18 protein-coding genes are annotated in these 24,594 nt (G+C 63.4%); 9 read left to right on the forward strand and 9 right to left on the reverse strand.

The window, feature by feature from the left end; genetic code table 11:
* Nucleotides 1–157 precede the first annotated feature (157 nt).
* The 5 genes from BLT09_RS15605 to BLT09_RS15625 are packed head-to-tail and all read right to left on the reverse strand — an operon-like array spanning nucleotide 158 to nucleotide 7,748.
* The gene (locus BLT09_RS15605; protein WP_091594407.1) at nucleotides 158–2,617 is read right to left on the reverse strand and encodes a GcvT family protein; all 2,460 of its coding nucleotides are present in this window, start codon (nucleotides 2,615–2,617) and stop codon (nucleotides 158–160) included.
* Nucleotides 2,614–3,795, reverse strand: a complete 1,182-nt coding sequence (locus BLT09_RS15610) for a pyridoxal phosphate-dependent aminotransferase (RefSeq protein WP_091594410.1) — start codon at nucleotides 3,793–3,795, stop codon at nucleotides 2,614–2,616. Before BLT09_RS15610 ends, BLT09_RS15605 begins: the two co-directional genes overlap by 4 nt.
* Complete coding sequence (locus BLT09_RS15615; protein ID WP_091594412.1) at nucleotides 3,795–4,694, reverse strand: homocysteine S-methyltransferase family protein; 900 nt, start codon at nucleotides 4,692–4,694, stop codon at nucleotides 3,795–3,797. Before BLT09_RS15615 ends, BLT09_RS15610 begins: the two co-directional genes overlap by 1 nt.
* On the reverse strand, nucleotides 4,691–7,144 hold the full coding sequence (locus tag BLT09_RS15620) for a GcvT family protein (protein WP_091594414.1): 2,454 nt from the start codon (nucleotides 7,142–7,144) through the stop codon (nucleotides 4,691–4,693). The genes BLT09_RS15615 and BLT09_RS15620 overlap by 4 nt, the downstream gene beginning before the upstream one ends.
* Before the next feature lie 16 nt (nucleotides 7,145–7,160).
* A complete protein-coding gene (locus tag BLT09_RS15625; protein WP_091594416.1) occupies nucleotides 7,161–7,748 on the reverse strand; it encodes a helix-turn-helix domain-containing protein in 588 nt (195 codons plus the stop codon).
* 313 nt (nucleotides 7,749–8,061) lie between these two features.
* Here BLT09_RS15625 and BLT09_RS15630 point away from each other — a divergent pair, with 313 nt between their 5' ends.
* On the forward strand, nucleotides 8,062–8,766 hold the full coding sequence (locus tag BLT09_RS15630; RefSeq protein ID WP_091594418.1) for a nitroreductase: 705 nt from the start codon (nucleotides 8,062–8,064) through the stop codon (nucleotides 8,764–8,766).
* Between the two features lie 22 nt (nucleotides 8,767–8,788).
* Here the strand turns inward: BLT09_RS15630 and BLT09_RS15635 are convergent, their stop codons facing one another.
* From BLT09_RS15635 to BLT09_RS15650, 4 genes are all read right to left on the reverse strand, one after another.
* On the reverse strand, nucleotides 8,789–9,376 hold the full coding sequence (locus BLT09_RS15635) for a sarcosine oxidase subunit gamma (protein ID WP_091594420.1): 588 nt from the start codon (nucleotides 9,374–9,376) through the stop codon (nucleotides 8,789–8,791).
* Nucleotides 9,369–12,377: a sarcosine oxidase subunit alpha gene (locus BLT09_RS15640; protein ID WP_091594422.1), complete on the reverse strand. Its 3,009-nt coding sequence runs from the start codon at nucleotides 12,375–12,377 to the stop codon at nucleotides 9,369–9,371. The genes BLT09_RS15635 and BLT09_RS15640 overlap by 8 nt, the downstream gene beginning before the upstream one ends.
* On the reverse strand, nucleotides 12,374–12,670 hold the full coding sequence (locus BLT09_RS15645; RefSeq protein ID WP_091594424.1) for a sarcosine oxidase subunit delta: 297 nt from the start codon (nucleotides 12,668–12,670) through the stop codon (nucleotides 12,374–12,376). Before BLT09_RS15645 ends, BLT09_RS15640 begins: the two co-directional genes overlap by 4 nt.
* Before the next feature lie 88 nt (nucleotides 12,671–12,758).
* Nucleotides 12,759–14,018 (reverse strand): sarcosine oxidase subunit beta, encoded by a 1,260-nt coding sequence (locus BLT09_RS15650; protein WP_091594426.1) that lies wholly within the window; start codon nucleotides 14,016–14,018, stop codon nucleotides 12,759–12,761.
* Nucleotides 14,019–14,234: 216 nt separating this feature from the next.
* On the opposite strand from BLT09_RS15650, the gene BLT09_RS15655 reads away from it, so the two are divergent.
* The 8 genes from BLT09_RS15655 (at nucleotide 14,235) to BLT09_RS15690 (ending at nucleotide 24,569) form a co-directional block, all read left to right on the forward strand.
* Nucleotides 14,235–16,724 (forward strand): mechanosensitive ion channel family protein, encoded by a 2,490-nt coding sequence (locus BLT09_RS15655; protein ID WP_091594429.1) that lies wholly within the window; start codon nucleotides 14,235–14,237, stop codon nucleotides 16,722–16,724.
* A 184-nt stretch (nucleotides 16,725–16,908) separates the two neighbouring features.
* The gene (locus tag BLT09_RS15660; RefSeq protein WP_091594431.1) at nucleotides 16,909–17,172 is read left to right on the forward strand and encodes a hypothetical protein; all 264 of its coding nucleotides are present in this window, start codon (nucleotides 16,909–16,911) and stop codon (nucleotides 17,170–17,172) included.
* A gap of 261 nt (nucleotides 17,173–17,433) precedes the next feature.
* A complete protein-coding gene (locus BLT09_RS15665; protein WP_091594433.1) occupies nucleotides 17,434–18,867 on the forward strand; it encodes a UbiA family prenyltransferase in 1,434 nt (477 codons plus the stop codon).
* 2 nt (nucleotides 18,868–18,869) lie between these two features.
* Nucleotides 18,870–20,222, forward strand: coding sequence for an FAD-binding oxidoreductase (locus BLT09_RS15670; protein WP_091594435.1), 1,353 nt, complete (start codon nucleotides 18,870–18,872; stop codon nucleotides 20,220–20,222).
* 119 nt (nucleotides 20,223–20,341) lie between these two features.
* Nucleotides 20,342–20,818, forward strand: coding sequence for an EamA family transporter (locus BLT09_RS15675; RefSeq protein WP_091594437.1), 477 nt, complete (start codon nucleotides 20,342–20,344; stop codon nucleotides 20,816–20,818).
* Nucleotides 20,815–21,822, forward strand: a complete 1,008-nt coding sequence (locus BLT09_RS15680; protein ID WP_091594439.1) for an NAD-dependent epimerase/dehydratase family protein — start codon at nucleotides 20,815–20,817, stop codon at nucleotides 21,820–21,822. Before BLT09_RS15675 ends, BLT09_RS15680 begins: the two co-directional genes overlap by 4 nt.
* 23 nt (nucleotides 21,823–21,845) lie before the next feature.
* A complete protein-coding gene (locus BLT09_RS15685; protein WP_091594527.1) occupies nucleotides 21,846–23,318 on the forward strand; it encodes an aspartate aminotransferase family protein in 1,473 nt (490 codons plus the stop codon).
* Nucleotides 23,319–23,339: 21 nt separating this feature from the next.
* Entirely contained in the window at nucleotides 23,340–24,569 is a 1,230-nt protein-coding gene (locus BLT09_RS15690) for a hypothetical protein (RefSeq protein ID WP_091594441.1), read from the forward strand.
* Nucleotides 24,570–24,594: the final 25 nt, after the last annotated feature.

A 24,594-nucleotide genomic window follows, 5' to 3' on the forward strand; every position in this document is an offset into this window, starting at 1 on the left:
CCGAGACGGATGAGGGGTGCTGGAAGAAACGAGGCGCCGAAAATATCGAAGGATTTAAAGCGTTTACCTCTTCAAAGTCGCGATCCGTCCAGCACCCCTCATCCGACCTCGCTTCGCGAGGCCACCTTCTCCCACAAGGGGAGAAGGAAAGAGTGCACTACATCCGCACCCGTTCCGCTTTCGGATCATACATCGGCTTCAGCGACACTTCCGCGGCGAAGCGCTCGCCGGCGATCTCGATCTCGTAGGAAGACGACAGCACATCCGCCTCGCTCTCGCCCTGGCAAGGCACGTAGCCGAGGCCGACGGCGCCGCCGAGATGATGGCCGTAATTGCCCGAGGTGACCGGGCCGACAATCTTGCCGTCGCGCAGGATCGCTTCGTTGTGGAAGAGCAAGGGTTGCGTGTCTTTCAGGCGGAATTGCACCAGCCGCCGGTTCAATCCGGTTTCCTTCTTCCTCAGCACGGCATCGCGGCCAAGAAAATCGCCCTTGGCAGTCTTCACTGCGAATCCAAGGCCTGCCTCCAGCACATTGTCCTCGTCGGTGATGTCGTGGCCGAAATGCCGGAAGGCCTTTTCGATGCGGCAGGAATCCAGCGTGTGCAGGCCGCAAAGCTTCAGGCCGACATCGGCGCCGGCCGCCTCGATCGCCTCGAACACGTGTGCGGCCTGGTCGGTCGAGACATAAAGCTCCCAGCCCAGCTCGCCGACATAGGTCACGCGATGGGCGCGGGCCAGCCCCATGCCGATTTCTATCTCCTGAAACGTTCCGAACGGATTGGTTTCGTTGGAGAAATCGTTCGGGCTCAGCTTTTGAATGAGCTTCCTCGAATCCGGGCCCATCAGGCAGAGCACGGCTTCGGCCGCGGTGACATCGGTGATGACGACGAATTCATCGGCGAGATGCTTTTTCAGCCAGGCGAGATCACGCTGCAGCGTGGCGCCCGGTACGACGAGGAAAAAGGTGGTTTCAGACAGCCGCGAGACGGTGAGATCGCTCTCGATGCCGCCGCGCTGGTTGAGCATCTGGGTGTAGACGATCTTGCCTGGCGCCACGTCCATGTCGTTGGCGCAAAGCCTCTGCAGGAAGGCGCAGGCATCGCGGCCCTCGACACGGATCTTGCCGAACGAGGTCATGTCGAACAGGCCGACGCCGTTGCGGACCGCCAGATGTTCATCGCGCTGGTTGTCAAACCAGTTCTGCCGTTTCCAGGAATAGCAGTACTCGCGCTCCTGGCCCTCATGCGCGAACCAGTTGGCCCGCTCCCAGCCGGCAACCTCGCCGAACACCGCGCCGCGTGCCTTCAGATGTTCATGGAGCGGGGAGCGCCTGACGTTCCGAGAGGTCGTCATCTGCCGGTAGGGAAAATGGTCGGCATAGAGCAGTCCGAGCGTCTCGGAGACGCGCTCTCTGAGATAGCGGCGGTTTTTTTGGAACGGCTGGGCGCGGCGGATGTCGACCTCCCACAGATCGAAGGGTGCTTCGCCATCGTTGATCCATTGCGCCAGCGCCATGCCGGCACCGCCTGAGGAGACGATGCCGATGGAGTTGTAGCCGGTCGCCATCCAGTAGCCGGACAACTCCGGCGCTTCGCCGAGATAATAGCGATCATCAGGCGTAAAACTCTCGGGGCCGTTGAAGAAAGTGTGGATGCCGGCGCTGGCCAGCATCGGCATGCGGTTGACGCCCATTTCGAGGATCGGCTCGAAATGTTCGAAATCCTCGGGCAACTGGTCGAAGCAGAAATCTTCGCTTATGCCGTCCATGCCCCAGGGCTTGGCCACCGGCTCGAAGGCGCCGAGCATCATCTTGCCGGCATCTTCCTTGTAGTAGGCGCACTCGTCCGGCACGCGCAGCACCGGCAGCCGGGTCAGGCCGGGAATCGGTTCGGTGACGAGATAAAAATGCTCGCAGGCATGCAGCGGGATGCTGACGCCGTTCTGGGCGCCAAGCTCGCGTGCCCACATGCCGGCGCAATTGACGACGATGTCGGCCTCGATCATGCCTTGCTCGTCGCCCTGCGTCCAGGAAACGCTGGTGACGCGGCCATCCCTGATGTGAACCTTAGTGACCTTCACATTCTCGACGATCGTCGCACCGCGCTGGCGCGCACCCTTGGCCAGCGCCATGGCGATGTTGGCCGGGTCGCATTGGCCGTCGAGCGGCAGATGCACGGCGCCGACCACATCGGAAACATTAAGATGCGGGTACATCTGCTTGACTTCGTTTGGCGAAATCTCGCGCACGTCGATATCGAACGCGCGGGCGAGCGACGCCTGCCTGTAAATCTCGTGCTTGCGTTCCTCGGTCAGCGCCACGGTGATCGAACCGACCTGGCGCATGCCGGTGCCGACATCGGTCTCGGCATCCAGCCTGACGTAGAGGTCGGCCGAATATTTCGCCAGCCGCGTCATGTTCTGCGAGCCGCGCAACTGGCCGATCAGGCCGGCGGCATGCCATGTCGTGCCCGATGTCAGCTGCTTGCGTTCCAAAAGAACGATGTCGGTCCAGCCGAGCTTGGCCAGATGATAGGCGACCGAGCAGCCTGAAACACCGCCGCCGATGATGACGGCCCTCGCCTTGGGAGGAATGGTTTTGGGAGACGGGACGGTCATGCGGCCTCACGGCGATAGCTGGAAGCAAAGCGACGCAAGCGAAGAGTTGCTTCCAGAAGCACCGCCTCGGGCTGGCAGAGGCTGACGCGAATATGGCCGGCGGCGGCATCGCCGAAGCTCGAGCCGGGCATCACACCGACCTTTTCCTTGTCGAGCAGAGCCCAGGCGAATTTCTCGTCGTCCGGCTCGAGAGCCGAGATATCGAGCATGACATACATGCCGCCTTCGGAGCCGCGCACGGTGATGTTGTTCATGCCGCGCATGGCATCGAGGACGACGCTGCGCCGTGCGGCATAGCGTTCGGCGATCTCCTTGACGCCGTAGCCGTTTTCCAGCGCCTCGGCGCAAGCGAGGCTGATGAAGGCCGGCAGGCCGTAGGTGGTCACCAGATTGAGGTTGGTCAGCAGCGAGATCATCTGTTCGGGCCCGCTCAGCCAGCCCATCCGCCAGCCGGTCATGCCGTGGCTCTTCGACATGGAATTGATGACCAGCGTGCGTTCCGCCATGCCGGGCAGCGAACGCGGCGAGACGTGCTCGCCGCCGCCCAGCGTCCAATAGACCTCGTCCGACAGCAGCCAGAGGTCATGTTCCCGGCAGGTCTGCGCCAGCTCTTCCAGCCGCTGGCGCGAATAGACGGCACCCGTCGGGTTGTTCGGCGTGTTGATGAGGATGGCGCGGGTGTTCGGCCGAAGTGCTGCGCGAATGTCGGCGGCGCGCGGCTGGAAACCATCCTCGGCCGGTGTCTCGACCACGGTGAAATCGGCGCCCGCCGCACTGAAGGTGTTGGGGTAGGTCGCGTAATAGGGCGCCACCACAATGGCATGGTCGCCCTGGTCGAGAACGGCCTGCACCGCCGCATAAAGTGCCGCCTGCCCTCCCGGCGTAGCGATGACCTGGTCGGGGTTGGTCGCAACGCCGGTGCAGGCGGTCGAGGCGGCCGCCATTGCCTTGCGCAGGCGCGGAATACCGGCAAGCGGGGTGTAGTGGTGGTTGCTGGCGCGAACCGCGGTCACGCAGGCTTCGATCGTCTGCGCCGGCGTGTCGAAATCATGGTCGCCGACCGACAGCATGATGATGTCCTCGCCGGCCTGCTTGCGCGTCCAGGCGGCGAAATGGACCTCCCAGCCGTCCTTGCCGGAAGGCACGATGCCGGAAATGCGCGATGACGGTCTGGGCATTATGCTACTCCCGAAATTTTGTAGCCGGCCTGTTCGAGCCGGTCACGCAGGGCCGCGATATGAGGCGGCCCGACTTCGCAGCAGCCGCCGACGATGTCGGCGCCGGCCTCGACCCAGCCGACCGCCTGGTCGGCATAGGCATCCGGATCGAGGTCGTGGCGGGCGTGCAGCACTTCCACCGTGCCGCCATGCTTGAGCGCCTCGACCGAGGTGAAGCCGTTGGCATAGGCGCCAACCGGCCCGCCGAGGCCGATCATTTCGGGCAGCGCTGCAGCGATCGCTTCGGGCCGGCAGCAATTGATCAGTCTAGCTGCGATCCGCAGGCCGTCGAGAGCTCTTGCTGCCGCCGCTATGGTTTCGCCGCTGCGCAGCCGTGGTGTGCCGTGATCGGCGAGCGTCCACGACACCCACACCGGCTTGCCGCTTTCCGACGCGGCGGTGACAGCCGCGCGCGCTTCTTCGGCCGACGCCATGGTCTCGCACAGGAACAGATCGACGCCGTCGGTCTGCTCGGCAACGATGCGGCGGTAGATGTCGAGCGTATCCTCGAAGGATATCGTCAAGGCCGGTGCGTAGCTGCCAAACAGCGGCGACAGGCAGCCGGCGATTGCCGCGTCGCCGGCCTGGTCGCGCGCTTGCCTTGCCAGTTCTATGCCGCGCTGCTGCAGCGGCTTGAACAGCTCTTCCGCGCCCTCGCGCGCCAGCCGCTCGGGGGTTGCGGAATAGGTGTTGATGGTGATGACGCGGGCGCCGGCCCGAATGAACTCCGCATGCAGGTCGCGCACCAGGTCCGGTTCGTCGATCAGCACCCTGGCCGACCATAGCGGGGTGGGATCGGAGCTGCTGCGGCGGACCAGTTCCTGGCCCATGCCGCCGTCGGTGAGAATGACTGAATTCATGCGCGCAACCTCTCGTTGTTTGGATCCCACAGCGGTTCGTCCTTCTGCACGACCGCCTTGAAGCGTTCGCCGAAGATCTCGACCTCGACCGCAGTTCCCGGCTCAGTCAGGTCGGCGCGCAGCATGCCGAGCGCGATCGACTTGTCGATGCGATGACCCCAGCCGCCGGACGTCGTCTCGCCGACGATCCGGCCGTCATGCCACAGCGTCGACATGGTTGGCGCGTCGCAGTCGCCGGGGTTTTCGACGACCAGCGTGACAAAGCGCTTCTTCACGCCCTGCTGCTTCTCATTTTGCAGCGCCGCCTTGCCACGGAAATCCGGCTTGTCCCATTTCACGAAACGCTCCAGCCCACCCTGCAGGATCGAATAGTCGGTCGACAGGTCGCCTTTCCAGGCGCGATAGGATTTTTCAAGCCGCAATGAATCCAGCGCGTACATGCCGAACGGTTTCAGGCCGTGCTTCTGCCCGGTCGCCCAGACGGCGTCGAAGATGGCGGCGGTGTCGTCGATCCTGGTGTGGATTTCCCAGCCGAGTTCGCCGGCGAAGGACACACGCAACAGCCTTGCCCAACGGCCGGCAATTGTCGTCTCCTGGTGGGTCAGCCAGGGCAGGGCAAGGTCGGCGGCGCAGACATCGGCGAGGATTTTTCGCGAATTGGGCCCGGCGAGGATCTGCGTGGCGTATTCCTCGGTCCGGTCGACCAGCCTGAACGAGGCGTCCTTCGGCATGCGCCATTTCAGCCATTCAAAATCGTGCCATTGCGCCACCGCGGCGGTGATCAGTGTCATCAAATTCTCGTCGTGGCGAACGGCAGACATTTCGGTGACGATGCGGCCCTTGTCGTCGGCAAAATAGACGAGGCCGATGCGGCCGGGTTTCGGCACCAGGCCGGTGATCTGTTGGCTCAACCAGTCGGCCGCGCCGGGACCGTCGAGATTGAAGCGGGAAAACCCAGGCAGGTCCAAAATGCCTGCGGCGTCGCGCACGGCGAGGCATTCTTCGCGCACGCGATGCTGCCACGGCCCATCGCGGCGGAAGGTCAGCGTCGCGGTTTCCGAGACGTCGTCGCCGGTCTGCGCGTACCAGGTGGCGCGCTCCCAGCCATTATAGGCGTCGAAGCAAGCGCCGAGCGCCTTGATGCGATCGTGGATCGGCGACAGTTTGCGGTCGCGCCCAGCTGGCCAGGCATGGCGCGGGAACTGGATGGCATATTCGTTGCCGTAGATTTCTACGCCCTTGGCGACGCAGTAATCCGGGGCCGAGGCAAAGCTGGTGAAGCGCCGCGGATCGCACGACCACATGTCCCATTCGGTCTGGCCCTCAGTCACCCATTCGGCCAGCACCTTGCCGGCGCCGCCGCCCTGGGCGATGCCGAAGGTGAAGACGCAGGCCTCGAAGGCGTTCGGCACGCCGGGCATCGGGCCGATCAGCGGGTTGCCGTCCGGCGCGTAGGGGATCGGACCGTTGATGACCTTGGACAGGCCGGCGGTGCCGAGAATCGGCACGCGGGCGACGGCATCGGCCAGATAGTCCTCGAGCCGGTCGAGATCGTCGGGGAATAGCTGGAACGAGAAATCGTCGGGCATCGGATCGTTGTGGCCGACCCAATGGGCACGGCAATTGCGCTCATAGGGGCCGAGATTCATGCCGTTCTTTTCCTGGCGCAGATAATAGGAGGTGTCGACGTCGCGCAGCAGCGGCAGTTTCTTGCCCTGCTCCTTCGACCACGCGGCCAGTTCGGGGATTTCCTCGAACAGGATATATTGATGGCTCATCACCATCATCGGCACGTCGCGGCCGAACATCCTGCCGACTTCGGCCGCACGGTAGCCGGCCGCGTTGACGACGATCTCGCAGCGGATCTCGCTCTGAGCGGTCTCGACCACCCACTCGTCCTTGTCGCGGCGCACGCCGGTGACCGGACAGAAGCGAATGATCTTCGCACCCAGGTCGCGGGCGCCCTTGGCCAGCGCCTGGGTCAACTGCGCCGGGTCGATGTCGCCGTCGCTCGGATCGTAGAGCGCGCCCTTCAATTCATGCGTTTCGATGAACGGGTAGCGGCGCTTGATCTCGTCGAGGCCGACCACATCGATGTCCATGCCCTGGTAGCGGCCCATGCCCTTGGCACGTTGGAACTCCTGCATGCGCTCTGCCGTATGGGCCAGCCTGAGCGAGCCGGTGACGTGGTAGTTCATGGGGTAGCCGACTGCATCGGCCAGCCCGCGATAGAGTTCGGTCGAATAGCGCTGCATGTTCATCAGCGACCATGACGAGGAGAAGGTCGGCACGTTGCCGGCCGCATGCCAGGTCGAGCCGGAGGTGAGCTCGTTCTTTTCCAGGAGCACGCAGTCGGTCCAGCCCGCCTTGGCGAGATGGTAGAGCGCCGACGCACCGACGACACCGCCTCCGATGATCACCACACGTGCCGTAGTCGGCAAACCGGCCATACTCTTCTCCAGACCTCTAGTAGACAGGTGGCGAAACCACCCAGATGACCACCGCCGGCTCCGCACCGGGATTGCGCCAGCGGAACGGCTTGCCGTCGAAGCGAAACGAGTCACCCTCACCAAGCCGGTGCCAGACGCCTGATATCTCGATGTCGAAGCTGCCGGAAGCGACATATCCGGCTTCCTCCGTCGGCCGGCGGGCTTCGGTCTTCAGTTCAGCACCCGGCGCGAAGACCGAACGCAGCATCTCGAAGCGACCGCCGAGATCGGGTGACAGAAGCTCCTCCACCAGTCCGGAATCGCTTGTGCCAAGCGTGCGGCGGCCGCCGGCGCGGACGACCACGCCGCGCTCGTTCTCGACGGGCACATCGTGGCTGAAGAACAGGCTGACCGGCACGCCGAACAATTCCGCGAAGCCTCTGAGATCGCTAAGCGACGGTATCGACAGGCCGCGCTCGACCTGACTGACCCAGCCGACCGAGCGGCCGAGCTTCAGGCCGGTCTCGGCAAGCGTCAGCCCGCGCGCCCTGCGCAGCGCCCTGATATCGCCGGCCAGCAGCCGTTCGCGGTTTTCCTGCTCCGATCTGACGGCGGTTGAGGTCAAAGCTTTTTTTTCGGTGAAAATCTGTCTGGTGAAAAGTCCCCCTTGGTGAAAAATTGAGGGCAAATTTCATCAGGGGTCAGGTTCGTGAAAAAATCAAGAGAATTTTCATGAAGGCCACAAGATTTGCTTGCGCCGTTTTGACGGTTCAGGCAAAGGCTCGGCCACGAACGGCGAGTGAGGGCGTCCGGTCGAGGCTTGCGTTAGAGCGCCATGCGTCAAATTGGACCGCAATGGTGCTCTCTCATTTCTAGACGGCGCATGTATCCTTTCCGGAATCGATTCCGGTTTCCGGGGCACGCGCAAAGGGACGCCCATGCTGGAAAACAGGACTAAGATTACGGATGGCGCGGCGATCGTCGACGAGGCGATCACGTCGCGCCGTTCGGTGCGGGCGTTCCTGCCCGACATGGTCGACGACGAGACGATCCGCGCCATACTCGCCGTTGCCGCGCGTGCGCCTTCGGGCACCAACATGCAGCCCTGGCGGGTCTACGTGACCAGGGGCGAGGTCAAGCAGCGGATCACCGACGCCATCCTCAACTCCGGCATCCGTGCCGAAAAGGCCGAGTGGGACGAGTATCGCTACTATCCCGACCAGTTCTTCGAGCCCTATCTGACCCGGCGGCGGGCCAACGGCTTCGGCCTCTACAGCGTGCTCGGCATCGGCCGGCGTGAGGTCGACAGGATGCGCGCGCAGCACGACCGCAACTTCGTCTTCTTCGACGCGCCGGTCGGCATGATCTTCACCGTTGACCGGCGGCTGAACAAGGGCTCGTGGATCGATTACGGCATGTTCCTGCAGAACATCATGGTGGCGGCGCGGGGCAGGGGTCTGCACACCTGCCCGCAGGCGGCCTTTGCACCCTATCACAAGCAGATCAGGCCGGTGCTCAACATTCCCGACGAGGAGATCGTCGTCTGTGGCATGGCGCTTGGCCGTGAGGACACATCCAAGCCCGAAAACGCGTTCCGCACCGACCGCGCGCCGCTGGAAGAGTGGGTGACGTTCGCCACGTGAGGTGACGACGCGCCGCGTCGGTCTACTGCACTTCGTAGCCGACTTCCTCGCTGGCGTGACAGAGCGCCTTCCAGAACGAGCGCGCAAACGAGCGGAACACATAGATGTCGAACTGGTCGGTGCCGGTGCGCTGGATCTGGGCGAAGACATCATGATGCATGGTCGAGCGGCCGGCATCGACCGGGAAGGCCGGCAGCGCGAAGTCGATGGCGAAGAACTTTGCCAGCACCCATTCGGCCTTCGGTCCGGCGATGCGGATCGCGGTGCGGCCGTGCGACAGGTCGGTCACCGTGCCGATATCAGGGGTGACGACATTGGCAAAGGCCGATGCCAGTCCCTCGGCCTCGTCGACCACGGTGAATTTTCCCGGTGCAAATCCGAACACCGACCTCACGCCGTCGGTGCTGCCGGCGCCGGCGCCGTCGGGCAGCGCAAGGCCGGTAACGGTGCGAATGCCTGCTATCAACGCCTTCTCCTGGCCCGGCCAGGCAGCGAGCTGCAGGATCGATCCCGGCCTGGTTTCGGAGAGGATGACCTCGATGCCGTGTTCGAAATCGCCATGCGAGCCGGTGCGCAGCTCCAGTTCAAGCGGGGATTGGCGCTCAACCATGCATGCGGCTCCCGTCCGGATCAAAGAAGTGATTGGAGACGATCTCGACCGGGCCGAACCGGTTGCGCAGGGGATCGGAGATATGGGCGCGCGTGCCGCGCCGTGCCTTGCCGTCCTTGACCAAAGCGAGCGCGATGTACTTGCCGAGCGCCGGCGAATAACAGCAAGCGGTGATGTGGCCGATGGAATCGTGCGGATTGGCTTCGTCGAGCGCTTCGACGATGTGGGCGCCGCCGTTGAGCGGCTGGTTGTCCAGCGAAATCAGGCCGACGAGTTCCAGGCGGCCGGGCGCGATCAGGCCCTCGCGATCCATCATCGCCGAGCCGATGAAGGGCTTCTTCCTGGACAGCATCCAGTCGAGATGCAGGTCGCGTGCGGTGGTGCGGCCGTCGATCTCGGCGCCGGTGACGTGGCCTTTCTCGATGCGCAACGTGCCAAGCGCCTCAAGCCCGTAGGTCACCAGTCCGAACGGCTTGCCGGCTTCGATCAAGGCTTCCCAGACATGGGCGCCGTGGCCGGCGCCGGAGTAGACTTCGAAGGCCATTTCGCCGGAGAAGGAAAGCCGGCAGATAATCACCGGCACGCCTGATATCTTGCCGTGCACGATGCCCATGAAAGGCAGGGTTGCGTTGTCGACGGCGGTGCCGGTGACGCAAGCAGCAAGGATCTCTCTCGCCCTAGGCCCGCCGATCGCCGCACCCGCCCATTCGTCGGTCACCGAGGTGACATGGACCTTAAGCCCCGGCCAGATGACGTCGAGGAAATACTCCAGTTGCTGCATCACCTTGCCGGCATTGGCGGTCGTGGTGGTCATCAGGAAGTCCTGTTCGCCGAGCCGCCACGTCGTGCCGTCGTCGAAGGCGAGGCCGTCCTCGCGCAGCATCAGCCCGTAGCGGGCCTTGCCGACGGCCAATGTCGAGAACATGTTGGTGTAAACCTGGTCGAGGAATTCCGCCGCGTCCGGGCCCTGCACGGCGATCTTGCCCAGCGTCGAGACATCGACGATGCCGGCGCTCTCGCGCGTCGCCCTGGCTTCGCGCACATAGGCCTGCTCGATCGTCTCGCCGGGATGGCCATAGATCATCGGGCGATACCAGAGGCCGGCCGAATACATGGTCGCGCCGTTGGCGACGTGCCAGTCATGCATCGGCGTCAACCGTTGGGGCCTCAGGTCGCCGAAACGCTCGGCGGCGAGTGAGCCGATCGACACGGCCGAAAAAGGTGGGCGAAAGCGTGTCGTGCCGACTTCGGGAATCGGCTTGCCCAGCGCCTCGGCCATGATGGCGAGGCCGGGTATGTTGGAGCTCTTGCCCTGGTCGGTCGCCATGCCGAGCGTGGTGTAGCGCTTCAGATGCTCGACCGAGACGAAGCCTTCGCGATGTGCAAGCCGTACGTCCTCCGCGGTCACGTCGTGCTGGAAATCGACGAAGCTTTTTCCATTGGCCCTGATCTCGAACACCGGCGCCGGGTCGGGACCGCCGGGTGCGGCTTCGACGACCGGCAGGGCCGTAGGCACGCCTGTTCCACCTGCCGCCGAAAGCCCGGCGGCGCGGCCTTCGGCGATTGCCTCGGCGGTTGAAAAGCTGCCGGTGAAAGCGCCGGCGCCAATCCATCTCTGACTTGGCCATCGCTGGGTTGGCTTCGGTGGCAGGAAGGCTTGTCGAGCAGCATTCCATTCCGCCTTGGCGCCGGCCTGGCTGGCCAGATGGATGGTCGGCGACCAGCCTCCCGACATCAGCAGGCAGTCGGCTTGAATGCTGCGCGCCTCGCCGGCAAGCGCGCCGTTGACCATATCGAAGCGCTGCACCTTGACGCCGGACAGCGCCTTGCCGCCTTCGGTGGCGACCACGGCGTGACCGAAAAGGATCTTGGCTTCCGCTTCATCGGCGAGCTCGCGCATCTCGCTCGAAAGCTCCGGCCGCACGTCGACGATGGCGACAATCGCCGCACCGGCCTTCTTCAGCGCCAGGCCGGAGCGATAGGCGCTGTCATTGTTGGTGAACAGTGCGATCCTGTTGCCCGCCAGCACGCCGTACTCGTTGGCGTAGCGCTCGGCGGCATGCGCCAGCATCACTCCCGGCCGATCGTTGCCCGGAAACACCAGCGGCCGCTCGAAGGAGCCGGTGGCCAGCACCACCGACTTGGCGCGAATGATCCAGTAGCGATGGCGTGGTTCGCCCTTGCCGGGCCTCTCCTTGTGGTCGGCAACCCGTTCAAGCGCGGCGAGCGTGTTGCCGTCGTAATAGCCCCAGACCGTGGTGCGTGGCAGCAGGCGGACATTGTCGTAGCCTTCGAGCTGGCCGGCGGCTCGCGCTGCCCAGTCGGCCCCGGGCATCCCGTCGATCGTCTCGCCCGACCAGTTGGCCGAGCCGCCGTAATGCGGTTCGAGCTCGCTGAGGATGACACGCGCGCCCTGATCGGCGGCTGCCCTGGCGGCCATCAGTCCGGCCGGACCGGAACCGATCACCAGCACATCGCAGAAGGCGTTCATCCGCTCGTAACGCCCCGAGTCGGCAGCCGTCCCGGCGCGGCCGAGACCGGCGGCGCGGCGGATGAAATGCTCGCAGAACATCCAGAAACGCGTGCTCTTCAGCGGGCCGATCGCGGGGCCCATGAAGGTCTTGTAATAGAAGCCGGCGGACAGAAGCTTGCCGCCGAGCTGGTTGGCGGCGCTGACATCCCAGGCCAGCGATGGAAAGCGGTTCTGGCTGACGGCGGTCAGCCCATCATAGATCTCGACCATGGTCGCGGCGATGTTGGGCTCGCGAACCTCGCCCCGCAACACCGTCACCAGGGCGTTCGGTTCCTCGACGCCTGCCGTCAGCACCCCGCGAGGACGGTGATATTTGAACGAGCGTCCGAACAGGGTGACGCCATTGGCCAGCAGCGCTGAGGCAAGCGTGTCGCCGGCATGGCCGGTGTAAGGCGCGCCGTCGAAGGTGAACCGGATGGTTCGCAGCCGGTCGATCCGGCCACCGGCATCGGTGCGGCGCGGGCTCATGACTTGCCCTCCGCCTTGTGCCGGGCAGCCACTTTGTGGTCGCCGCGCGTGAACGCGACGCTGGAGATCTCGTGTGTCAGCGTGTTGCGCACGACCCTGAGATGGGCACGGCAGCTGCCGGAATGCTGCCAGATCTCGTTGTGGTCACCCGCCGGGTTCAATCGGTCATAGACATAGGCGTTCCAGGCATCGAGGTCCTGCGAGGCAGGCTGAGGGCGCTCGCGGTTGCCGTCACCCTGATAGGTGAACTCGATGACGTCGCGCGGGCCGCAATAGGGGCAGGTAATCAGCATGCGATTGTATCTTCTCGTTTGACCATGATCTTGGCCGAAAACCGGTTTCCACTCTTTGTTACGCCGACCTGCGGTTCGGGATCATGGTCTAATGCAGCCGCGGCGTCGCGCCCTGGCCCTTGTCGTCGATCACCAGTCCGCGATGGAAGCGATCCAGCGTGAAGGGCGCGTTGAAGTCGTGCGGTTCATCCTTGGCGATGGTCCAGGCAAAGCACCAGCCGGAGGCCGGCGTCGCCTTGAAGCCGCCGTAGCACCAGCCGCAGTTGAGATACATGCCCGGCAGCGGGCCGGTGGTGATGATCGGAGAACCGTCCATCGACATGTCGCAGACGCCGCCCCAGGAACGCAGCATGCGAACCCGGGCGAGACCCGGAAACAGCGCCAGCATCTCGCTCATCACCTCATCGACAACAGGCAGACTGCCGCGCTGGGCGTAGCTGTTGTAGCCGTCGAGATCGCCGCCATAGACAAGGCCGCCCTTGTCCGACTGCGACATGTAGAAATGGCCCATGCCGAAAGTCAGGACTGTGTTGATGAACGGCTTCAGCGATTCCGTCACAAAAGCCTGCAGCACGTGGCTCTCGATCGGCATCGTATCGATGCCGGCGAGCCGCATGACTTGCCCGGTGCTGCCGGCCACCGCGACCGCCACCTTCCTGGCGCGGATATCTCCGCGCGACGTCGAGACGCCTGATATGCGGTCGCCGTCGCGCAGGAAGCCGGTGACCTCGCAATTCTCGATGATGTCGACACCGCGGCGGTCGGCGCCGCGCGCATAGCCCCAGGCGACGGCATCGTGGCGGGCGGTGCCGGCGCGCCGCTGCATCAGCCCGCCGACGATTGGGAAGCGCGCCGTGGCGGAGACGTCCAGCGCCGGCACCAGGCGCGCGATCTCGGCCGTGGTCATCAGTCCGGCGTCGACGCCGAGATGGCGCATGGCGTTGCCGCGGCGGGCAAAATCGTCGAGCTGGGCCGGCGTGTGCGCGAGGTTGAGGCAGCCGCGCTGCGAGAACATGACGTTGTAGTTGAGATCGTGCGACAGGTTCTCCCACAGCTTCATCGAATGCTCGTAGAAGCGCGTGTTGGCCGGCAGCAGGTAGTTGGAGCGGACGGCTGTCGTGTTGCGGCCGACGTTGCCGGAGCCGAGCCACCCCTTTTCCAGCACCGCCACGTTGGTGATGCCGTGCTCCTTGGCGAGATAATAGGCGGTCGACAGGCCATGGCCGCCACCGCCGATGACGATCACGTCGTAGGACGCCTTCGGGTCCGGCTTGCGCCAGGCCGGTTTCCAGTCCTTGTTGCCGGTCAGCGCATTTTTGAGAAGCGAGAAGGCCGAATATTCCGCCATTCTTTTTGTTGTCCGTTCTGGCTTTTCGTCAGCCGTTTTGGGCGATGCGGCACATTATAGAGCAGGCCGCTGCCGCAAAGCCAATATTGCGCCATCGCTTTTCGACTGGCCGACTCCGAAGGGCGGGCAGGGCGGGACGGCTTGCTCCCCGGTATCAGCGTCTTTATCAAGGGCAAGCTTTAGAACGCCTTACCGCCTGTGAGTCGCCAAACGATCATGCTTTTCCGACTGCTCCGCTTCGTACTGGTCCTGGCGACCGTCGCCTCCGCGCCGCTGTCGATTGATGCGGCGGCGCAGGGGCTTGACCAGGCTGCCTCCGGAGTGGTCGCCGACCAGCAGAAAATCCTGCAGGACCTGACGACGAGGACCGACAATCTCGAAAAGAAAATCCAGGAGGACGGTGACGACGACGCCAGCCTTGTCGACATCCGCCTGCAGCTCGAGGAAATGTCGCGAGGTGCGCTGGACAGCGCGCTTGCCTTCCGCCCGCGCCTTTCGGAGATCAACGCAAGGCTCGATCAGCTCGGGGCGCCGCCGGCCGCGGGCCAGCCACCCGAACCCGACATCGTGACCAGCGAACGCCAGGCGCTGGCGTCCGAAAAGGCCGAGATCAATGCTGTCATCGCCGCGGCGCAAAACCTGTCGATCCGCATCAGCGGCCTCATCGCCAAGATCGCCAATATGCGCAGCGAGCTGTTTCGCAATCTGCTCACCAAGCGCTACGTGCTGTCCGACGCGTTGAGCCCTGAGGTCATTTCCGATGCCAATGGTGAATTTACCGGCTTCAACAAGGCAGTGTCGTCGTGGCTGAGCTTCGTCTTCAAGTTCAAGTTCCAGGCCGTGCTGGCCGCGACCTTGACGGCGCTTTCCCTGGCGGCGGTGCTTTTTGTCGGTGGGCGGCGTTTGTTCGGGCGTGTCTTCGAAGCGGACCCTTCGGTCGAAGATCCGTCCTATCTCAGCCGGTTGTCGGTGGCGTTCTGGTCGACATTGCTGCCGACGCTGGCGGTCGGCGTCTTCCTGGTCTCGACCGTGTTCTTTTTCAACTACTACAATGTGTTGCGCGGCGACATTGGCGTTTTCCTGAATGCGCTGGTCGGGGTCATCGCGGTGGTGTTCTGCGTCAACCGACTGGCCAATGCGACGCTGGAGCCGCGGCTGCCGAACTGGCGGCTCATCCCCGTTGAATCCGGCCCGGCACGCTGGCTGGTGCGGCTGACGACCGCCACGGCGGTGGTGATCGGCGTCAACTATTTCCTGTCGGTCGTCAACGACACGATGGGCTCACCGCTGTCGCTGACCATCGCCAGAAGTTTTGTCGCCACCATCATCGTCGGCATCATCCTGATCCTGATGGGGCTGCTGAAGCCCTTCAAGGCCACCGACGGAAGCTGGCGCCCCTGGCCGGCGTGGCTGCGCTACACGGCAGTCGCGATCGGCCTTTTCACCATTGCCACGGCGCTGTTCGGCTATATCGGCCTTGCCATCTTCGTCTCGCTGCAGGTCGTGGTCACCGGTACCATTCTGGTGACCGCCTATATCGGCTTCCTGTCAGCGCGGGCGATCAGCGAGGAAGGTGGCTTTGCCAACACGTCGATCGGGCGCTGGCTATCGACCAATTCCAGTTATGAGGAGTCCGCGCTCGACCAGCTCGGCCTGGTCGTCAGCGTCGCCATCAACCTGATGATCGTGCTGGTGTTCCTGCCGCTGATCCTGTTGATGTGGGGCTTCCAGCCCGGCGACATCGAGGCCTGGGCCTACAAGCTGGCGACGGGCCTCACCGTCGGCTCGGTGACGATCTCGGTGACCGGCATCCTCACCGGCATCGTCGTCTTCATCATCGGCTATTTCCTGACGCGCTGGTTCCAGGGCTGGCTCGACGGCTCGGTGATGGCGCGCGGCAAGGTCGATACCGGCGTGCGCAACTCGATCCGGCTGGCGGTCGGCTATGCCGGCGTCGCGCTCGCAGCCCTCGTCGGCGTCTCGGCGGCGGGCATCGATCTCTCCAACCTGGCGCTTGTCGCCGGCGCCCTGTCGCTCGGTATCGGCTTTGGCCTGCAGAATGTCGTCTCCAACTTCGTCTCCGGCCTGATCCTCTTGGCCGAGCGGCCGTTCAAGGTCGGCGACTGGATCGTCGCCGGTGAGATCAGCGGCACGGTCAAGAAGATCAGCGTGCGCGCTACCGAGATCGAGACGTTCCAGCGGCAGTCGGTGATCCTGCCCAATTCAAACCTGATCAACAATGCGGTCGGCAACTGGACGCACCGCAACAAGCTCGGTCGCATCGACATCAAGGTCGGCGTCGCCTACGGCAGCGACGTCAAGCAGGCCCATGCTGTGCTGTTGGAGATTGCGCGCGGCCATCCGCTGGTGCTGAAAAATCCGGAACCCTTCGTGCTGTTCACCAATTTCGGGGCGGCCGCTCTCGAATTCGAAATCCGTGTGTTCCTGGCCGACGTGATGAACGGCAACATCGTGCAGAACGACATTCGGTTTGCCGTCCTCGATGAGTTCGCCGATCAGCATATCGAAATTCCGTCGGCGCCGCGCGCCGTCGTCGAGACCAAGAAGCATGAGGCGTGGCCGATCGATGACGACAAGATCGAAGTCGATTTTGCCGAACAGGAGCAAGCAAAGGCGGAAGCCGTGGCCGAGACGAAACGACTGGCCAGATCCGGGCGCAAGACCCGCAAGCCGGATCCCGATTAGGGTAAATTGATATTCAGCCGGCCTGCGAACGGCTGATACCTGCGCTTCTGACGCAGCCAAAGCAATTGCGGCATGAATGCGGCATTCAGTTGCCGTTCAGCTGGCATCTCATATAAGCTCACATGCAAACGGCGGGAATGCCTTGCGAAATGCAACAGAGGCGGTGGCAACACCGATACTGCAAATGTGGAAGTCTCTCGTCGCCGCCATCGCTTTTCTTGCCGTGGGCGGTTCAGCCCTTGCCGCCAGCGCCACCAACAAGGACGCCGAGACCCGCACACTCGTCGTGACCGAAGGCGGTGGCAAGACGGAGCTGGCGCTGGCCGCCGGCGAAACCGCTGAATTCTGCCCGACCGGCTGTTTCGTTACCATGCCGAATGGCGACCTCGAAGCGCTGACCGGTTCGGAAACAATCGAAATCTCTGGCGGCGTCGCCCGCATCAAGTAATCGCGTCAAAAAACGTTGACTAGTTTTTAGAAGGCCGGGCAAATGCCCGGCCTTTGATCGTTTCGGGTTATCGAAACTTAACGATGAAAGGGAAAATACCGTCACGCAAGCCAGGCCGGGCCGGACGCTTTAACGATCGCTGCGCTGTTGCCCGCTATATCGGGCCCGAAGACGCCGAAGCATGGGGTTTTGGATCGGCGCCTGATCCTTTCCGAAAGATCGGCTTTCGGAATCATGCGCTTTTAGGCAGGGCGACGAAGAATGGATGCGCGGTCGGACAGGAACGCAATCCCGCTTGCTGTCGATCTCGACGGCACGCTGATCGCGACGGACCTGTTGTGGGAAGGTCTGTTCATCCTTCTCAAGAAGAATCCGCTCTATGTTTTCCTGGTGCCGGTCTGGCTCGTCGGCGGGCCGGCGCGGTTGAAGCAGGCCATCGCTCAACGCATCGACATCGATCCTGCGTCGCTGCCCTACCGCGAGGCGCTGCTTCAGCGCCTTCGCGCCGAACATGGCGAAGGCCGCAAGATCGTGCTGGCGACCGGGACGCCGCGTAAATTCGCCGAGGCGATCGCCGCACATCTCGGGATATTCGATCGCGTCCTGGCGACTGACGGCGCCCACAACATGACGTCAGGCAGAAAGCGCGCCTCGCTTGTCGCAGCCTATGGCGATGGCGGCTTCGACTATGCCGGCAACAGTCGGCACGACCTTAAGGTATTCGACGCCGCGCGCACGGCAATCGTCGTCGCGCCCGACCGTCATGCTGCGCGCTGGCAGGCCGCGCACAGTGCTGAAATCATGCCGGCGCCGAAACCGACATTCAGAACCATCGTCAAGATGCTGCGCGTTCATCAGTGGCTGAAAAACTCGCTGATCGCAGTGCCGATGGTGCTGTCGCACGAATACTTCAACGCCGACATGATCTGGGAATGCCTGCTGGCATTCGTCTCGTTCAGCGCAGTCGCCTCCGCCATCTACATCCTCAATGATTTCTTCGATCTCGCGCTCGACCGCAAACACCCGACCAAGCGCAACCGGCCATTCGCCAGCGGCGCGCTGTCGATCCCGTTCGGCCTCGGTTCAATGATGGTGCTGCTCGCAACAGGCGTCGCTGCAGGGTTTCTGCTGCCGATCGAATTCCTCGGCGTGCTCGGTGGCTACATGGTCATCACCACCGGCTATTCGCTGTCGTTCAAGCGCATGCTTCTGATCGACGTGCTGACATTGGCCGGTCTCTACACCATCCGCGTTCTGGCGGGCGCCGCGGCAACCGGCGTCGACGTCTCTTTCTGGCTGCTGGCCTTCTCGATCTTCTTTTTCCTGTCGCTGGCGCTGGTGAAGCGGTTTGTCGAGCTGCGCACGACCGCCATTCCGGCCGGCGAGCGCATTGCCGGCCGCGGCTACCGCACCGAAGACCAGGAGATCGTCGCCCAGGCGGGCATGGCGTCGGCCTTTTCCTCGGCGCTGGTGCTGGCGCTCTATATGGACAGCGCTGCGGTGCGCGAACTTTATCCGCATCCTTGGCTGGTCTGGCCGCTGGCGCCGATCGTGCTTTACCTGACTATGCGCGTCTGGATTCTCGCCCGCCGCGACCAGATGCATGACGATCCGGTCGTCTTCATCATCCGCGACTGGCGCAGCCAGATCGTCGTGCTCATCGGCGCCGTGTTCCTGGTCGTCGGAGGCTGGTAGGCGTGGGGCAGGAGCGGTTCCAGAGCTTCGGTCTTGCCACGCCACCGGCACTCGATGTGATCCCGGCGGACGACGCTGTAGCGTTGCTGAAGAGCGGCAAGGCGACAAGAAACGCTTTGCTCGCCTACGGCAACGGCCGCTCCTATGGCGATTCCTGCCAGAATGGGGCCGGCACGATCATCGATATGCGGCCGCTGAACAGGATCCGCGCCTTCAATGCCGAGACCGGCGTGATCGAGGCCGAGGCCGGCGTGCTTCTGTCCGACATCATCGCCCATGCAGCGCCATACGGCTTCTTTCCCGCCGTCGTTCCGGGCACGCAGTTCGTCACGCTCGGCGGCGCCATCGCCAACGACGTTCACGGCAAGAACCATCACCGGCGCGGCACCTTCGGCTGCCACGTCGAATCCTTGACGCTGCTCAGATCGGACGGACAGGCCCATTACAGCTCGGCCACCGAGAATGAACGCCAGTTCGCGGCGACGATCGGCGGCATGGGGCTGACTGGCCTGATACTGTCCGCATCGATCCGGCTGATGCGGGTGCCATCGCTCGACATCATCGAGAAGGTGACGCCGTTCCGTGATCTCGGCGAGTTCTTCGAACTTGCAGAAGCGGCCGATCAGGCCAACGAATACGTCGTCGCCTGGATCGACCAGCTTGCCGGCGGCCACAGTCGCGGGCGCGGGCTGCTGTTCACCGGCAATCACGCCGAGCATGGCTCCCATGTGGCCTTGCGTGCCGGTGGAAATCTTTCGGTGCCGTTCCAGCCGCCGTTCAACGTGCTCAACCGGCCGTTCCTGACTGCCTTCAATGCCGCCTACCGGTGGAAGAAAGGCCGGTCGACGGAGGCGCGTCAGGTCGGCTACCAGGGTTTCTTCTTTCCGCTCGACGGCGTCGGCAACTGGAACCGTCTCTATGGACCGAATGGGCTTTTCCAGCACCAGAGCGTGATGCCGCAAGACGTCGCGCGCCGAGTGGTGCCGGCGTTGCTTGCGGCGGCAAAACGGGCCGGGCAGGGCTCGTTCCTCACAGTCCTGAAGCGCTTCGGCGGGGTCCGCTCGCCGGCACTGCTGTCGTTCCCGCGGCCGGGTTTCACGTTGACGCTGGATTTCCCCAACCGTGGCAGGGCGACGCTGGCGCTGCTGAAGGAGCTCGACCAAATCACGGTCGAGGCCGGTGGTGCGGTCAATCCCTACAAGGATGCCCGCATGGGCGACGACGTTTTCGCAGCCTCCTTTCCGGAATGGCAACGCCTCGAAGCGATCCGCGATCCCGCCTTCATGTCGAGTTTCTGGGCGCGAACGGCGAAAAGGCTCGAGGCGCGACACGGAGCCGCCGAAGCCGCGGAATAGATAACATTCGAATAGTTCGTGGTAAACAGATCGATAATTCAAGCTTTCCTCGAACTTTTTTGTGCTTCACGAAATGTTTGGAAGTTTTCAGTAGAACGAAAAAGGTTGATGAGAAAAACATGAAATACATCGTCTCAATTCTGTTCACGGTCATGACCAACGCCGCCGCGCAACTCATGCTTAAGCAGGGCATGATGTCACTCGGTCCGATTTCCTTCGAGGGCAGCAATCCGTTGCTGAAGCTGTTGCAGATCGTCTTCAGCCCATGGGTTTTCTTCGGCCTGTGCACCTTCGTCATCTCGATGGCGGCGCACATCTATGTGCTGTCCAAGGTAGAGCTCAGCTTCGCCTATCCGTTCCTCAGCCTCGCCTATGTCGCCGTTGCGATCTTCGCCTATTTCATCTTCCGCGAAGACCTCAATGGCTGGCGTATCGCCGGCATCGCTTTCATCTGCGTCGGCACGGTGCTGATCGCCCAAAGTGGCAGGGATCTGGGTGGCCGGGATTTGGATAGCCGGGATTTGGGTGGTCGCGGGCATGACGAGGAAACGGCCTCCTTTTCGTCCGACAAGATTCAAAGTGGGATCGTTCGATGAGACATGTGATCTTCGGCGGCGACGGTTTCGTCGGCCGCCACCTTGCCCCAAAACTCCTGGCCGATGGCGAGGAGGTGGTCGTCGCCGATATCGCCAAAAGCGACCTGCCGCATTACCGCTCCGCCCAATATGTCAGGTGCGACGTCACCGATCCGGCCTCGGTCGCTTCGGTCGGGCTGAAGGCCGACGACATGGTCTATAATCTGTCGGCGAAAATGCTGTCGCCGATCCAGGTGCGCGCCAAGCGCCACGAATTCTTCTTCCCGGTGAATTTCCACGGCACCGAGCACATCATGCAGGCGATGGACAGAGCCGGCGCGCCCAAACTCGTCCATTACACGACCGACATGATCTACGGCCACACGGTCACGCAGCCGATGACCGAGGAGCACCCGGTCGCGCCGCTCGGCGAATATGGCTGGTCGAAGCAGAAGACCGAGGAACTGGCCGTCGAATGGCGCAAGCGCGGCATGTCGATCTCGCTGTTTCGGCCGCGCCTGATCATCGGTCCCGGCCGCCTTGGCATCCTCGAAAAGCTGTTCAAGCTGATCGACTGGAACCTTCCGGTGCCGACGATCGGCTCGGGCAAGAACCCGTATCAGTTCATCTCGGTGTTCGACTGCGCCGAGGCGGCGCGCGCTGCGTGGAAGGCCGGCGTGCCTGATGAGGCTTATAATCTCGGCTCGCTCAACCCGCCGCCGGTCCGGAAATTGCTCGGCGACCTGATCAGGCATGCCGGCTCGAAATCGATCCTGATCCCGACCCCGGGCTGGGCAGTCAAGCGAACGCTCGACCTGCTCGACCTCTTGAACATGCCGATCATGGATCCGGAGCAGTATCTGATCGCCGACGAGGACTGCGTGCTCGACGTGTCCAAGGCGGAACGCCAGCTCGGCTGGGTGCCGCAATATCGCGACGAGGACATGCTGATCGCTGCCTACAGCGAATATCGCGCCAAGAAAGACGGCCATGCCGTCGCCGCCAAACATGTGCCCGCCGAGTGAAGGGCCAGCAGGAGACTCTTGAGATGACCGTCACGACCAAGCCAGACCACACGACTGCGCGCGCCACGGTCAGCGCGCGGGCGCTTTCGCCCGCCACCACCGCCAAGCCCGATCTGATCAGCGTCGAGCAGGCCAAGGCGATGGACGTCGCGCGCATGACCGACCTGTTCAAGGCGCATCTCAACCCCGGCCAGCTGCATTTCATGAAGCTGCTCGGCTTCCACAAGATCAAGGTCGAGCGCGCCGAAGGCATGTTCTACATCGACCAGAACGGCCGCAAGATCCTCGATTTCTTCGGCGGCTTCGGCTCGCTGGCCTTCGGCCACAATCATCCGCGCCTTCTCGAGGCGCGCAAAAAGTTCCAGGAGGAGAAGCGGCAGGAGATCGCCATCGCCTTCATGTCGCAATATGCGGCGGCGCTGGCGCACAATCTCGCCATATGCTCGCCCGGCGACCTCGACATGGTGTTTCTGGGCTCTTCCGGCTCCGAAGCCATGGAGGCGGCGGTGAAGCTCGCCGAGCGCGCCGCCGGCCCGAAGCGGCCGAAAATCGTCTATGCCGAGAATTCCTTCCACGGCAAGACCAAGGGCGTGCTGGCGATCACCGACGGCTCGCTGTATCGCGCCGACTTCAAGATGGCCGACAATGTCATGCGCATTCCGTTTGCCGACATCGAAGCGGTCGAGCGCACGTTCCGTTCTGATCCCGAGGTCGGCGTCATCGTGCTCGAAACCATCCAGGGCGGTGGCGGCATCATCCAGGCGCCTGCCGAATACTGGCGGAAGCTGCGTGCACTATGCGACCAATACGGTGTTCTGTGGGTCGCCGACGAGGTGCAGTGCGGCTATGGCCGCTCCGGCCGCTTCTATGCCTTCGAGCACTACGGCGTCGTTCCGGACGTGACGGCGCTGGCAAAGTCGCTCGGTGGCGGCAAGGCGGCGGTCGGCGCGATGATCGCCAGGCGCGAGGTCTATTTGAAGGCCTATGGCACGCCGAAGACGGCGATGATCCACGCCATGGCCACCTTCGGCGGCATGGGCGAGGCCTGCGTCACATCGATCGAGGCGCTCAACGTGCTTTACGACGAGGGGCTGATCGACAACGCCGCGGTCACCGGCGACTATCTGCTGCAACGCCTGCAGGCGTTGCAGGAAAAATACCCGAAGATCATCAAGGAGGTCCGCGGCAAAGGCCTTATGGTCGGGCTGGAATTCCACGACTTTTCGCAGACCTTGCCGATGGTGCTGCGGCCTGTGGTCAGCGTGCTTGACGACAAGCTGAAGGGATCCTTGTCCGGTTTTGTTGGTGCTTTGCTGCTGCGTGACTACGACGTGCTCGTTGCCTTCACCGAATACAACCGCAACGTCATCCGTCTCGAACCGCCGCTGATCTGCCAGCGCGAACATGTCGACCGCTTCGTCGAGGCGCTCGACAGCCTGTTGTCGCGCGGCATCGTGTCAATCGTGAAGGATTTCGTCAAAAGCCAGGTTCGTTAGCCAGGTGCGCCGAGCGAGACCATGCTGAGCAAGTCTCCGGCTCCGACAAACCTGCTCGACCGGCTGACCAAGGCCGGTCTGGCATGGGGCGAGGGCACCTATGCGCGTCTTGCCGCACCGATCGGCGCGGCTGCCTTCGCGCTCTACATCCTGCTGACCGCGGCGACGGCATGGTTCATGCCTGACGCCAATTGGGACATGCTGCCCTACCTTGCGATCGCCGAGGAGGGCACCTATCGCGATGTGCAGGCGCTGCACGATTATGCCTATGGCACGGTCAGGGACGGCCTGTCGGCGAGCGACTACAAGGCGCTGACCGATGATGGCGGCGGCTTCCGCAGTCATATGGCCGGGAATGCCGCCGATTTCCATTCGCTGCTCGGCATGTACCGGATCAAGTTCCTTTACGCCGAGATTCTGTCGACGATGAGCTCGGCGATGTCGCCGGTCGCGGCGATGCGGCTGCTGCAGGTGTTCTCGGTACTGCTGTTCGGCGCGATCGCGCTGCTCTGGCTGCGCTCTGAGGGCGCGCTGGCGCTGGCGCCGGTTCTCGGCGCGGTGCTGATCATGGCCGATTTCGGCGACGCGGCGCGGGCGTTGACGCCTGATCTGCTGTGCTCGGCGCTGTTCCTCGGCGGGCTCTTTGCCTATCGGCGCGGTCGTGAAGTGGCCACTGCGGTCCTGCTCTTCCTGGCTTTCATGGCTCGGCCCGACAATATTGTTTTCCTTGCTATTTTTGCCGTGCTGCTGTTGGTCTTCCGGCAGAAGGCGTGGGGCGCGCTGGCCGGCTTTGCCGCCTCGCTCGTCGCCTATTTCGCCATCTCGCACTGGGCGCAGCATCCCGGCTGGTGGCCGCATCTGTGGTTCTCCTCGATCGAGCAGCACTACAATATGGCCGGCTTCGATCCGCCGTTCTCGGCTGTCGCCTACCTCCGGGCTTTTGCCGTCTCCCTGATCCGTGCCGTCAGCCTGAACAACTGGGTCGGCGTCTCGGTGCTGGCGCTGGCGGGGTGGTATGCCTCAAGCCGTGCCGGCTTCAAGCTCGACCGCCGCGCCGGCATTCTGTTTGCGGCATTGGTGCTCGGCGTATTGGCCAAATTCACGGTCTTCCCGATCCACGACACCCGCATCTATTTTCCCAATCTGATCCCGCCGTTCCTGCTGCTCGCGGGCCCCTTCATGGCGCTTTGGGCGAGCATCAAAGGACATCGCGCCGCAGTGCTGCACGTCATTCCGGTCGATAAGCCATGAGTTCCGTCTTCAGCCTGGCGCGAAT

Source organism: Mesorhizobium muleiense, assembly GCF_900099905.1.
Taxonomy (GTDB): Bacteria; Pseudomonadota; Alphaproteobacteria; order Rhizobiales; family Rhizobiaceae; genus Mesorhizobium; species Mesorhizobium muleiense.

Excerpts from the sequence above, each read along its gene's own strand:
- BLT09_RS15640 (WP_091594422.1), bottom strand. The coding sequence starts at position 12,377 with ATGAGCCCGCGCCGCACCGATGCCGGTGGCCGGATCGACCGGCTGCGA.
- BLT09_RS15605 (WP_091594407.1), bottom strand. The coding sequence starts at position 2,617 with ATGACCGTCCCGTCTCCCAAAACCATTCCTCCCAAGGCGAGGGCCGTC.
- BLT09_RS15635 (WP_091594420.1), bottom strand. The coding sequence starts at position 9,376 with ATGGTTGAGCGCCAATCCCCGCTTGAACTGGAGCTGCGCACCGGCTCG.
- BLT09_RS15630 (WP_091594418.1), top strand. The coding sequence starts at position 8,062 with ATGCTGGAAAACAGGACTAAGATTACGGATGGCGCGGCGATCGTCGAC.
- BLT09_RS15685 (WP_091594527.1), top strand. The coding sequence starts at position 21,846 with ATGACCGTCACGACCAAGCCAGACCACACGACTGCGCGCGCCACGGTC.
- BLT09_RS15615 (WP_091594412.1), bottom strand. The coding sequence starts at position 4,694 with ATGAATTCAGTCATTCTCACCGACGGCGGCATGGGCCAGGAACTGGTC.
- BLT09_RS15650 (WP_091594426.1), bottom strand. The coding sequence starts at position 14,018 with ATGGCGGAATATTCGGCCTTCTCGCTTCTCAAAAATGCGCTGACCGGC.
- BLT09_RS15690 (WP_091594441.1), top strand. The coding sequence starts at position 23,340 with ATGCTGAGCAAGTCTCCGGCTCCGACAAACCTGCTCGACCGGCTGACC.
- BLT09_RS15610 (WP_091594410.1), bottom strand. The coding sequence starts at position 3,795 with ATGCCCAGACCGTCATCGCGCATTTCCGGCATCGTGCCTTCCGGCAAG.
- BLT09_RS15665 (WP_091594433.1), top strand. The coding sequence starts at position 17,434 with ATGGATGCGCGGTCGGACAGGAACGCAATCCCGCTTGCTGTCGATCTC.
- BLT09_RS15680 (WP_091594439.1), top strand. The coding sequence starts at position 20,815 with ATGAGACATGTGATCTTCGGCGGCGACGGTTTCGTCGGCCGCCACCTT.
- BLT09_RS15660 (WP_091594431.1), top strand. The coding sequence starts at position 16,909 with ATGTGGAAGTCTCTCGTCGCCGCCATCGCTTTTCTTGCCGTGGGCGGT.
- BLT09_RS15675 (WP_091594437.1), top strand. The coding sequence starts at position 20,342 with ATGAAATACATCGTCTCAATTCTGTTCACGGTCATGACCAACGCCGCC.
- BLT09_RS15655 (WP_091594429.1), top strand. The coding sequence starts at position 14,235 with ATGCTTTTCCGACTGCTCCGCTTCGTACTGGTCCTGGCGACCGTCGCC.
- BLT09_RS15620 (WP_091594414.1), bottom strand. The coding sequence starts at position 7,144 with ATGGCCGGTTTGCCGACTACGGCACGTGTGGTGATCATCGGAGGCGGT.
- BLT09_RS15645 (WP_091594424.1), bottom strand. The coding sequence starts at position 12,670 with ATGCTGATTACCTGCCCCTATTGCGGCCCGCGCGACGTCATCGAGTTC.